The organism is Pseudomonas sp. 7P_10.2_Bac1, assembly GCF_025465935.1.
Classification (GTDB): domain Bacteria; phylum Pseudomonadota; class Gammaproteobacteria; order Pseudomonadales; family Pseudomonadaceae; genus Aquipseudomonas.
In genome coordinates, this window is record NZ_JANLNV010000038.1 from 1 (window position 1) to 11,710 (window position 11,710).

Genomic DNA, 11,710 nt, shown 5'->3' on the forward strand with positions numbered 1-11,710 from the left:
CAACCACAACGAAACCACCTTTGTGGGCAATGACCGCAGTGAGCGGGTCGACCACAACGAAACCATCTCCATTGGTGACAACCGCAGCGTGACCATCGGCGCCAACAAGACGGAAACCATCGGGCTCGGCAAAGCGCTGACCATCGGCGCAGCCTACCAGACCAGTGTCGGTGCGGCCATGAACACCTCTGTCGGCTTGAGCCAGAGCGACCAGGTCGGCCTTCACAAGTCGGTCGTGGTGGGCAAGCGCTTCACCATCGACGCCGGTGATGAATTCACCGTCACGGTGGGTAAATCCACCCTGACGATGAAATCCGACGGCACGGTGCTGATCAACGGCCGCACCTTCGACTTCAGCGCAACGGGCGCGGTACAGATCAACGGCAAAGACGTGGACATCAACTGAGGAGGCGTCATGGAATTTCGCAATCTGACGCCCTTCGATGCGCTGTGTCCCAGTGCCTTGGGTGTGGACGATCAAGAGTATCCGGTGCTGGCCATGAAGGTCGGCTACCGGTTGTTGGCCGTCGATGGTCAACCGGGGCAATGGCGGGCCGAAGTGATGGACGACGATCCTGCCACCTGGGCGGCGTCAGTCCTGAGGACTTTGAAAGAGCCTCACTTTGAGGCTGGAGAATGTCTATGGGGGCGAAGGCAGTCCAGAGTGAGCGTTTTGGGGTCAGACATCGCGCAACTCCTCTCGTCACGGATCGAGGCTCCCTGGTTCCAATCCTGTCGACCGTGCTTACGCAACCATACCAGAACCGTCGACCGCCCCTGGATGGCGTACCGTACCTGGGCCTGCTTTTTCAATCTGATCAACCACCGTCAATTTAAAAGACAGTGAATAATCACGCTGTATGCGCTTTACACCTTGCTCCATCTGACTCTTCGGAAATTAGGGATGGGAGGTGTAAACCTTATTCAGGACGGGACACAGGCATAAAAAAAGCCACTCATATGAGTGGCTTCTTCTAAATCTTGGAGCGGGAAACGAGACTCGAACTCGCGACCCCGACCTTGGCAAGGTCGTGCTCTACCAACTGAGCTATTCCCGCGTTTTGGTGTTGGGCATTCTATAGATTTCGAAGAATGCGTCAACCCCTTGATTCAAAAAGTTTTATTTATTTTGTCGAGGTGGTCTTCAAATGCGGCCAGGCGGCGCGCAAGTATTGAACCATCGACCACAAGGTCAGCCCCGCCGCAACCATCAGCAATCCATAGCCAATCAGCACCCAGACGCTGAAGTCCGAGGGATTGGCCAGCAAGATAACCAAGGCCAGCATTTGCGCCGCGGTTTTCCATTTGCCCATGTTCGACACGGCGACCTGGGCACGTGCGCCCAACTCAGCCATCCACTCGCGCAAGGCGGAAATGACTATTTCCCGACCAATAATCACTGCAGCCGGCAGGGTCAACCAGAAGTTGTGATGCTCCTGCACCAGCAACACCAGGGCGACTGCCACCATCAACTTGTCAGCTACCGGGTCCAGAAAGGCACCAAACGGTGTGCTTTGCTCCAGACGGCGAGCCAGATATCCGTCCAACCAATCCGTCGCCGCTGCAAAGGCGAATACTGAACTTGCAGCGGCATAACTCCAGCTGTAGGGCAGGTAAAACAACAAAATAAAAAACGGAATCAGTAGAACGCGTAGAACGGTGATCAAATTAGGGATATTCATCGGCACAACTGGCTACGAGGTGAAGGGGCATTCTACTCGCTGTGTAGGTTTGCATAAATCAACTCCGCGAGCTTTTTACTGATACCGGGTGCTTTGGCGATCTCTTCGATGCTGGCACGAGACAGCTCTTGTAATCCACCAAAATGTTTCAACAAATCACGGCGACGGGTCGGGCCGACGCCCGCAATACCTTCCAGAGTGGAAGTCTTGCGGGTTTTGCCGCGGCGCGCACGGTGCCCGGTAATGGCAAAACGGTGGGCCTCGTCACGGATCTGCTGAATCAAATGCAGCGCCGGGGAGTCACCTTTCAAGGTGAACTCATGGGCCGAATCATTCAAATAGAGTGTTTCAAAACCGGCCTTGCGCGTCGCGCCCTTGGCCACGCCAAGCAAAATGAGGTCCGGCACGGCCAATTCATTGAGCACGTCACGCGCCATGGAAAGCTGACCCTTGCCGCCATCGACCAACAGAATATCGGGCAACTTACCCTCGCCTTCCTTGAGCCGGCTGAAGCGCCGCATCAAAGCCTGATGCATGGCCGCATAGTCGTCGCCAGGCGTTACGCCTTCGATGTTGAAGCGCCGGTAATCGGACTTGATCGGGCCCTCAGGGCCAAAGACCACACAGGAGGCAACCGTTGCTTCACCGCTGGAGTGACTGATGTCATAGCACTCCAGGCGTTGCGGGATTTCATCGAGCTTCAATACCTGCGCCAGCGCTTCGAAACGCGCAGCTACATGCAGGCGGTTGGCCAGACGTGCGCTCAAGGCTTGCTCGGCATTGGTCACAGCCAATTGTTGCCAACGTGCACGGGTGCCGCGTACGCGATAACTGATGGCTATTTCACGCCCCCGCAACGCTTCAATCGCCTCGCTGATCGCGGCAAAGCTCTCGTGCTCGACGTTGACGATCAACTCACTCGGCAGATCGCGCTCCGGGCTGCTGATGTAGTACTGCCCGAGGAACGCCGCCATGACTTCAGCCACGTCCTCCTCAATACCGACCTGAGGGAAAAAATTCTTGCTCCCCAGCACACGACCGCCGCGCACATTGATCAAATGCACACACGCACCACCTGGGTTGACGAACGCCGCGACCACATCTACGTCGCCGGTTCCACCCTCCATGCTTTGCTGGTCCTGAACACGGCGCAACAACGAGATCTGATCGCGCAGTTCGGCTGCACGCTCGAAATCCAGGGTACTGGCTGCCTGTTCCATCTCAGTACCGAGTTCCTCGGTCAACGCACTGCTGCGCCCCTCAAGAAACATCACCGAGTGGCGGACATCTTCGGCATACACTTCAGGCTCAACCAGCCCCACACATGGGGCCTTGCAGCGCTTGATCTGGTATTGCAGGCAGGGCCGCGTGCGGTTCTTGAAATAGCTGTCTTCGCATTGGCGCACCAAAAACGTTTTTTGCAAAAGACTCAGGCTTTCACGAATCGCTCCAGCGCTGGGGTACGGACCAAAATACTTGCCCTTCTGCTTCTTGGCTCCGCGATGAATGCTCAGGCGCGGGAACTGGCCATCCGAAAGAAACACATATGGATAGGATTTATCGTCACGCAGCAGAATGTTGTACGGCGGGCGCCATTCCTTGATCAGCGTCTGCTCAAGCAGCAACGCCTCGGTTTCATTGGCGGTGATCGTGGTTTCGATCTGCGCGATGCGCGCTACCAACGCCGCTGTCTTGGGCGCAAGCCCGGTTTTGCGGAAATAGCTGGCCAGGCGTTTTTTCAGGTTCTTGGCCTTGCCCACGTAAAGCAGACGCGCATCACTGTCAAACATGCGATACACGCCAGGCCTGCCGCTACATGTCGACAGAAATGCACTCGAATCAAACACGTCAGTCATCGTCAGCCAGCATCGACCATGCCATGACGAACGGCCAACAAGGCCAGTTCAACATCACTTTTGACTGAGAGTTTTTCATATATACGATAACGGTAGGTGTTGACGGTCTTTGGCGACAGGCAAAGCTTATCGGAAATGACCTGCACCTTCTGGCAGCCGACAATCATCAAGGCAATCTGGATTTCGCGCTCGGACAAGGCATCAAATGGAGAATCACTGGCCGGCTGGAAAGACTTGAGCGCCAACTGCTGAGCCACTTGCGGACTGATATAGCGCTGGCCGGCAAAGACCTGGCGAATTGCCTGGACCATTTCAGCCAGGCCAGCACCTTTGGTCATATAACCCGCCGCGCCAGCTTGCAGTAAACGTGTCGGGAAAGGGTCCTCTTCACAGACCGTGACGGCGACGACCTTGATGTCCGGATAACTGCGCATCATTTTGCGCGTCGCTTCCAAGCCACCAATACCGGGCATTTTTACATCCATCAGGACCACATCCGGTTTCAACTCGCGCGCCTTGGCGAGAGCCTCCTCACCGGATTCGGCTTGACCGACAACCTGCAGGCCATCGATATCCGACAGCATTCGTGTTATGCCCGTACGCACAAGATCGTGATCATCGACCACTAGAACCCGAATCAAGTCGACACCTCGCAAATTGCGTCTTAGTTGGTGCCGCCTACCTTAACAAAAAACAATTGAACCGACCTACCTATACATGCACAGATAAATCGATATATCAGAGCGCACAGCGCTGAACCGAATCAGCTCACTTGTCATTAGGGTCCTGAGGCTTGCGCACTGGTTGCTCCACTGACCTTTTTGCCAAACTGGACGTTAATTGACCAATGGCATCCTGATCGTCTTTATGCAAAACGCGATAATTGACCAGAACCTTTTCTTCTACCTGAGTCAAATTATCGACTAGTGTAGGTGTGCGTGCACCGGTCAATACATAGAGGACATCTACCCCTCGCGCTGCAACACGCGACAGGTAATCCGCCTTGGGAGCTCGATCACCATTTTCGTATTTGCCTTGGGCATTTGCCTCGACACCACCGATTTCGCCAAATATTTTTTGCGAAAGTCCAAGACGTTCTCTTTCTTGCCGCAAACGCAAACCAATTCCACTCATTTGAATATACGAATCCATTTTTAACACCCATAAGACTGGTGTAATCTGTAATAATCGAACAAAATTGAACGGTTTTGAACTATGGCCGGAATTCGTACTGCCGCACAAGCAAAGGCTTGGCTCGAATATCAAGGGAAGTCTGTTCAAGAGTTCGCTCGAGAACACGGCGTTGACCCGGCGACAACGTATCAAGTGCTTGCTGGGCGTAAAAAAGGAAAGCGCGGAGAAGCCCACAAGGTAGCAGTACTCTTGGGAATGAAAGACGGCATAATCCCCCCCTCTCCTGACGACATGACCAAAGAGAAAATCCTGAGCTCGACCGAATCTTCGCCCAATGACACAGCTGATGCGATTGAGTGACCTCATTAGACTAGCTCTCTCTGGGCGAGCCCACACGTGAAGCGGAAAAAGAATGCGATGCTTTCTGATTGGTTCAAGGCACCTTTGCCACAGTGCTGCTCTCACCCCATCAGATTGATAGCAATTTTTAATTGAATCCGGGCCTGTCTCTCTAGTAAGCTCCAGACCATTCAGTGGAGAAGACACATGTTGCAACACGAACACACAACCATTAGCCAGCAGGTCGCTAACCAGCGCCAGGCTGCTGTTGTGTGCACGCAGAACACACGATCGACTGCACGATTTTATTTTGGGTATTGGTTTAGCCACTGGCGCGCCTGATACCCATCCGGCGGCCACTTTCAAGGGGTCGCCTACCAGAGAATTCTCACCCCCGGTCGGCTACCCGACCGGGGGTTTTGTTTTTTTAGCCCCTGCAAAAATTAATGATTTGAGGAATAACCCGATGAACTACGCCACTTATTACCGCTTCGACCTTTGCACTGCCTGGCGATTTATCAGCCGCCGTTCGGGACAGCCAGCCGCCTCCGAACGGGCCCAGATCGGTGGCACGCATGAACTCACAGCCAATTTGGCCAATTGTCGAACACCCCAATAGGGCTGAGCGCGCGGGAGTACCCGCCGCCTGCCCAGGAAGTCACTACCATGAACGCATCTGTATCTGCTCTGCCAAACACTGCTAACACCGACACCAAAGCTGCCCTGACGCAGCGCCTGCCCAGCTCCAGCGAGCTCAAGCAACACTTGCCGCTCAGCGTAGAACTCAGCCTGCAAGTGAGCCAGCAGCGCCAGGCCATCCGCGCCATCCTCAACGGCGAAGACTCCCGACTATTAGTGGTGGTCGGCCCCTGCTCCATTCACGATCCGATTAGCGCGCTCGAATACGCCAGCCAATTGGCCGCCCTGTCCCGCGACCTCAGCGATGACCTGCTGCTGGTAATGCGCGCCTACGTCGAAAAACCTCGCACCACCATCGGCTGGAAAGGCCTGGCTTACGATCCGCACCTGAACGGCAGCGATGACATGGCGCACGGCCTCATGCTGTCACGTGAATTGATGATCGAAATGCTGCGCATGGGTCTGCCCATTGCTACCGAGCTACTGCAACCCATGGCTGCCGGCTACTTCGACGACCTGTTGGGTTGGGCAGCGATTGGTGCACGCACCACTGAGTCCCAGATACACCGCGAAATGGCCAGCGGCCTCGAGCTACCCGTCGGGTTCAAAAACGGTACCGACGGCGGCGTAGGCATTGCATGCGACGCCATGCGTTCAGCGGCCCATGGGCACCGCCACTTTGGAATCGATGACCAGGGGCATCCGGCCATTATCATGACCTCCGGTAATAAGGACACTCATCTGGTACTGCGCGGCGGTCACAGCGGTCCCAACTACGACCGCAATAGCGTGGCCAAGGCCCGCGCCGGCCTCGAAAAAAACGCCATCCCTGCTCGCCTGATGGTCGATTGCAGCCATGCCAACAGCGGCAAAGACCCGTTGCGCCAGCCGCAAGTGTTCAGTGAGGTGCTGGCGCAACGCCTGGAAGGCGATCGCTCGTTGATCGGCGTGATGCTCGAAAGTCACTTGTTCGAGGGCTGCCAACCACTGAGCAGCGACCTGCGCTACGGCGTTTCGATCACCGACGGCTGCCTGGGCTGGGAGGCCACCGAACAGTTACTGCGCGATGCGGCAAGCCAGTTGAAACAACAACGACACTCGCTGTTGGCTGCCAGCTGAAACGCACTCTGCGTGTGACTATTGCGCGCCGCTGGGCACTGCCCACGGCGGCGCAAAGTCGATTCGGCCCGACCTTAAAGCCGATAGAAGCTGTCTGAAAAAACCAGACCTCCAAGCGAATTACGCCCTCCACTGCAAAGAAACATCTTCACCCGCTTTGTTCCGGGGGCGTACCGCCGTGCCTGGCCGACAGCCATACCCTGGAACCCCGCCAGCCTGCGCCACCGTGTCGACTAAGGTGTTTTTATCAACTCAAAACACCTGACAGAGAAACAATATGACCCTCATTGCAGACACTCAATACCCCATTTTATTGGTGCATGGCCTTTTCGGTTTCGACCGGATTGGCCCATTAACCTACTTCAACGGCATACAAGAGGCCTTGCACGATGCCGGTGCCCAGGTGTTCGTAGCCTCGGTCTCCGCCACCCACAGCAATGAAGCGCGCGGCGAACAACTGCTGGAGCAAATCCAGGCCCTGCTGCGTCAAACGGGCGCCAAACGGGTCAACTTGATCGGGCACAGCCAAGGCGCACTCACCGCACGCTATGCGGCAGCCCTGGCCCCCGAGTCAGTGGCCTCGGTAACCTCCGTGAGCGGCCCCAATCACGGCTCCGAGCTCGCGGACCGGCTGCGCCTGGCCTTTACTCCCGGCACGTTGCCAGAGACTGTCGCAGCAGCCCTCATCACCTCATTCAGCGCGTTCATGTCCACGCTCAGCGGTAAGTCGCAACTGCCCCAGCACGCGCTGGAAGCACTCAATGCATTGACCTCTGATGGCGTTGCCGCCTTCAACATGAAATACCCCCAAGGCCTGCCGAAAACCTGGGGCGGCATGGGCGAGCCAGAGGTGAACAACGTTTTTTATTACTCATGGAGCGGCATTATCAAAGGCTCACTGCTTTCGGAGTCCATGAACCTGTTTGATCCCCTGCACAACGCCTGCCGAGTGTTCGCAAGCTTCTTCACCCACGAAACCAAGGCCAATGACGGAATGGTCGGCCGCTTCAGCTCGCACCTGGGCACGGTTATTCGATCGGATTACCCCATGGACCACGCGGACAGCATCAATCATATGGCCGGCATGACGCACAGCAAGGTCGACCCCGTGGCGCTTTATGTCGAGCATGCACAGCGCTTGAAGCGTCAAGGCCTTTGAAACCCTGGGTCGGCTCAAGAATCAATAGGAACTTTGCCGAGAAAAAAGCCACTGAATCCGGTAGGCTCACCACTTTCTTGAAAGGAGTACTCCCTCATGGCCAAAGCCACTGCCCGCCACATCCTGGTTTCCAGCGAAGCCAAGTGCAACGAACTGAAAGCACAAATCGAAGGCGGCGCTGATTTCGCCGAAGTTGCCAAGGCAAACTCCACTTGCCCTTCCAGCCGCCAAGGCGGTGACCTGGGTTCTTTCGGTCCTGGCCAGATGGTTAAAGAATTCGACACCGTTGTCTTCAGCGCGCCCATCAACGTGGTGCAAGGCCCGGTTAAAACCCAGTTCGGTTACCACCTGCTGGAAGTCACCAGCCGCCAGGACTAATTCCTTCGGCTCAGTGTGAAAGCGGCCCACCGATCGGTGGGCCGTTTCGTTTTCGCAGTGGCGAACCGCGTGCTAAGTTTCTTCATCGACGAAATCACCGTGTCTCACCTTAGGAATTGATCATGAGCCTAGAAGGTAAAACTGCCTTGGTTACCGGTTCCACCAGCGGCATAGGTCTGGGCATCGCGCAAAGCCTGGCCAAGGCTGGCGCAGACCTGATACTCAACGGTTTTGGCGATGCCAGCAAAGTCATTGCCGACCTGCAACAGTTCGGCGGCAAGATCGGGCACCATCCGGCCGATGTGAGCGACCCTGCGCAAATCGCCGACATGATCAGCTACGCCGAACGCGAATTCGGCGGCATTGACATTTTGGTCAACAACGCCGGCATTCAACACGTCTCCAGTGTCGAGGAGTTCCCGGTTGAACGCTGGGACGCCATCATCGCGATCAACCTGTCCTCGGTCTTCCATAGCACCCGCCTCGCCCTGCCCGGCATGCGCAAACGTGGCTGGGGCCGTATCGTCAATATTGCCTCGACTCACGGCCTGGTCGGCTCTGTGGGCAAAGCAGCCTATGTCGCCGCTAAACACGGAGTGATCGGGTTGACCAAAGTGGTCGCTCTTGAAACCGCCACCAGCAACATCACCTGCAACGCTATCTGCCCAGGCTGGGTGCTCACGCCGCTGGTGCAAAAGCAGATCGACCAACGTATCAGCAAGGGTATCGACCCGTACCAGGCACAACACGACCTGCTGGCCGAAAAACAACCGTCGCTGGAGTTCGTTACCCCGCCTCAACTGGGTGAATTGGTGGTGTTTCTCTGCAGTGAAGCCGGCAGCCAGATACGAGGCGCTGCCTGGAACGTCGATGGCGGTTGGCTGGCGCAATAAGCGACACGCAATCGTGCTTGTCAGGTATGCAAAAATGCACACCAACCCTGCACGCATCCGGGTTGTCATTCGCAAATTTGCACTGTTAGCATCGACTATCGTTCACCCGCGAACCCATTCTAAAAATAAAGCACAGCAGGGAGTTAGTGATGACTGCTCAGGTTTCATCCTCACCGACACAGGATGTCGAGCCGACCCAAAGCACGATACTTGCCGAGGTCCGCAACCATATTGGTCACCTGACCCTGAACCGCCCCAGCGGCCTCAATGCCCTGGACCTTCCAATGGTCCGCAGCCTGCAACAGCACCTAGATGCATGGGCCCAGGATGACAACATCAAAGCCGTGGTATTACGCGGCGCTGGCGAAAAAGCCTTTTGTGCAGGCGGCGACATTCGCTCGCTGTACGACAGCTACAAAAGCAACGACACCCTGCACACGATTTTCTTTGAAGAGGAATACGCCCTCGACCGCACCCTGCACCACTACGCCAAACCGGTACTGGCGTTGATGGATGGCTACGTTTTGGGCGGTGGTATGGGCCTGGCACAAGGTTCAAGCTTGCGCCTGATCACCGAGCGCAGCCGCCTGGCCATGCCGGAAGTCGCCATTGGTTACTTCCCTGATGTGGGCGGCAGCTACTTCCTGACCCGTACCCCAGGCCAGATCGGTACCTACCTGGGCGTCAGCGGCGTGCAAATCCGTGCCAGCGATGCGTTGTATTGCGGGCTGGCCGACTGGTACACCGACAGCAGCAAACTGGGTGAACTCGACCAATGCCTCGACACCCTCAAATGGCAACACTCCCCGCTTGAAGACCTCAAGGCGCTGCTCGGCACCTTTGCCGTACAAACCTTGCCTGACGCCCCGCTGGCCACACTGCGCCCTTTAATTGATCAGATCTTTGCCCACAACAGCGTGCCCGAGATCGTTGCTCAACTGCGCGCCGTCACGGCACCTGAACACCGCGCATGGGCCACAGAGACCGCCGACCTACTGGAGACCCGCTCACCGTTGGGCATGGCCGTCACCCTCGAAATGCTTCACCACGGCCGCCAACTTGACCTTGAACAATGCTTCGAGCTGGAACTGCACCTGGACCGCCAATGGTTTGATCGCGGCGATCTGATTGAAGGCGTGCGTGCACTGATCATCGACAAGGACAAAAAACCGCGCTGGAACCCACCCTCCCTGAGCGAGCTGGATCCCAAGCACGTTGCCAGTTTTTTCACCGACTTCAAACAGAACGGAGTGTGAGCCATGCAAGACTTCGAACTGACTGAAGAACAAGTGATGATCCGTGACATGGCGCGTGATTTTGCCCGAGGTGAAATTGCGCCCCATGCCCAGGCCTGGGAAAAAGCAGGCTGGATTGACGACGCACTCGTCTCGAAAATGGGCAAACTGGGCTTGCTCGGCATGGTCGTTCCTGAAGAATGGGGCGGCACCTATGTCGACTACGTAGCCTACGCACTGGCCGTCGAAGAGATTTCTGCCGGCGATGGCGCAACAGGCGCACTGATGAGTATTCACAACTCCGTAGGTTGTGGTCCAATTCTCAAGTACGGCACCGACGCGCAAAAACACGCCTGGCTGGCCGAATTGGCCAGTGGCCAAGCGATTGGCTGCTTCTGCCTGACCGAACCACAAGCAGGTTCCGAAGCGCACAACTTGCGCACCCGGGCCCAATTGCTTGACGGGCAATGGGTCATCAACGGTGCCAAACAATTTGTCAGCAACGGCAAGCGCGCCAAACTGGCTATCGTATTTGCCGTCACCGACCCGGAGCTGGGCAAGAAAGGCATCTCAGCCTTTCTCGTGCCCACTGACACACCCGGTTTTATCGTCGATCGCACCGAACACAAAATGGGCATTCGCGCTTCAGACACCTGTGCCGTGACGCTGAACAACTGCACCGTACCCGAAGCCAACCTGTTGGGTGAACGCGGCAAAGGGCTGGCAATCGCTCTGTCCAACTTGGAAGGCGGACGCATCGGGATTGCTGCCCAAGCGCTGGGCATCGCACGCGCAGCGTTTGAAGCCGCTTTGGGTTATGCCCGTGATCGTGTGCAATTCGACAAGGCCATTATCGAGCACCAAAGCGTGGCCAACATGCTGGCCGACATGCAAACCCGCCTGAACGCCGCCCGCCTGTTGATCCTGCACGCCGCACGCCTGCGCAGCGCTGGCAAACCGTGCTTGTCAGAAGCCTCGCAAGCCAAACTGTTTGCTTCTGAAATAGCCGAATACGTGTGCTCCAAAGCCATCCAGATTCATGGTGGCTATGGTTACCTGGAAGACTACCCGGTGGAGCGTTACTACCGAGATGCGCGCATCACCCAGATCTACGAAGGGTCGAGTGAAATCCAGCGCATGGTGATTGCTCGAGAGTTGAAGAATTACCTGATCTAATCCCTGCGCGCTGTTTACCCAGTGATCACTGCCGCAGGCTGCTGTCTGGCGCGAAGCGCTTTTATGGGGGGCGGCGTACATATCCATTGGATGCGCAACG

General features: G+C 56.4%; 12 protein-coding genes, 1 tRNA gene and 1 pseudogene. 8 read left to right on the forward strand and 6 right to left on the reverse strand.

Annotated elements, in window-relative coordinates; all coding sequences use genetic code 11:
- Positions 1–406: bacteriophage T4 gp5 trimerisation domain-containing protein (locus NTD86_RS07035; RefSeq protein ID WP_410016958.1), on the forward strand; the 406-nt coding region annotated here is incomplete at its 5' end.
- A gap of 311 nt (positions 407–717) precedes the next feature.
- Here NTD86_RS07035 and NTD86_RS07040 read toward each other — a convergent pair.
- The 6 genes and pseudogenes from NTD86_RS07040 to NTD86_RS07065 form a co-directional block, all read right to left on the reverse strand.
- Positions 718–883 (reverse strand): annotated as a pseudogene (locus NTD86_RS07040) (IS3 family transposase); the annotation flags it as partial.
- 99 nt (positions 884–982) lie between these two features.
- Positions 983–1,058, reverse strand: a tRNA-Gly gene (locus NTD86_RS07045).
- Between the two features lie 66 nt (positions 1,059–1,124).
- On the reverse strand, positions 1,125–1,682 hold the full coding sequence (pgsA, locus tag NTD86_RS07050; protein ID WP_262201443.1) for a CDP-diacylglycerol--glycerol-3-phosphate 3-phosphatidyltransferase: 558 nt from the start codon (positions 1,680–1,682) through the stop codon (positions 1,125–1,127).
- 32 nt (positions 1,683–1,714) lie between these two features.
- Positions 1,715–3,538 (reverse strand): excinuclease ABC subunit UvrC, encoded by a 1,824-nt coding sequence (gene uvrC / locus NTD86_RS07055; RefSeq protein ID WP_262201444.1) that lies wholly within the window; start codon positions 3,536–3,538, stop codon positions 1,715–1,717.
- 2 nt (positions 3,539–3,540) lie between these two features.
- A complete protein-coding gene (uvrY, locus tag NTD86_RS07060) occupies positions 3,541–4,179 on the reverse strand; it encodes a UvrY/SirA/GacA family response regulator transcription factor (RefSeq protein ID WP_262201445.1) in 639 nt (212 codons plus the stop codon).
- 127 nt (positions 4,180–4,306) lie between these two features.
- The gene (locus NTD86_RS07065) at positions 4,307–4,672 is read right to left on the reverse strand and encodes a helix-turn-helix domain-containing protein (RefSeq protein WP_262201452.1); all 366 of its coding nucleotides are present in this window, start codon (positions 4,670–4,672) and stop codon (positions 4,307–4,309) included.
- Positions 4,673–4,753: 81 nt separating this feature from the next.
- Between NTD86_RS07065 and NTD86_RS07070 the strand changes: the two genes are divergently transcribed.
- The 7 genes from NTD86_RS07070 to NTD86_RS07100 all read left to right on the forward strand — a co-directional run bounded on the left by NTD86_RS07070 (position 4,754) and on the right by NTD86_RS07100 (position 11,610).
- On the forward strand, positions 4,754–5,032 hold the full coding sequence (locus tag NTD86_RS07070) for a DNA-binding protein (RefSeq protein ID WP_262201446.1): 279 nt from the start codon (positions 4,754–4,756) through the stop codon (positions 5,030–5,032).
- A 645-nt stretch (positions 5,033–5,677) separates the two neighbouring features.
- Positions 5,678–6,769: a 3-deoxy-7-phosphoheptulonate synthase gene (locus tag NTD86_RS07075; protein ID WP_262201447.1), complete on the forward strand. Its 1,092-nt coding sequence runs from the start codon at positions 5,678–5,680 to the stop codon at positions 6,767–6,769.
- Between the two features lie 277 nt (positions 6,770–7,046).
- Positions 7,047–7,928, forward strand: coding sequence for a triacylglycerol lipase (locus NTD86_RS07080; RefSeq protein WP_262201448.1), 882 nt, complete (start codon positions 7,047–7,049; stop codon positions 7,926–7,928).
- A 96-nt stretch (positions 7,929–8,024) separates the two neighbouring features.
- A complete protein-coding gene (locus NTD86_RS07085) occupies positions 8,025–8,306 on the forward strand; it encodes a peptidylprolyl isomerase (RefSeq protein WP_007952068.1) in 282 nt (93 codons plus the stop codon).
- 122 nt (positions 8,307–8,428) lie between these two features.
- On the forward strand, positions 8,429–9,199 hold the full coding sequence (locus tag NTD86_RS07090; protein ID WP_262201449.1) for a 3-hydroxybutyrate dehydrogenase: 771 nt from the start codon (positions 8,429–8,431) through the stop codon (positions 9,197–9,199).
- Positions 9,200–9,348: 149 nt separating this feature from the next.
- Positions 9,349–10,455 (forward strand): enoyl-CoA hydratase/isomerase family protein, encoded by a 1,107-nt coding sequence (locus tag NTD86_RS07095; protein WP_262201450.1) that lies wholly within the window; start codon positions 9,349–9,351, stop codon positions 10,453–10,455.
- A gap of 3 nt (positions 10,456–10,458) precedes the next feature.
- Positions 10,459–11,610, forward strand: coding sequence for an acyl-CoA dehydrogenase family protein (locus tag NTD86_RS07100; protein ID WP_262201451.1), 1,152 nt, complete (start codon positions 10,459–10,461; stop codon positions 11,608–11,610).
- Positions 11,611–11,710: the final 100 nt, after the last annotated feature.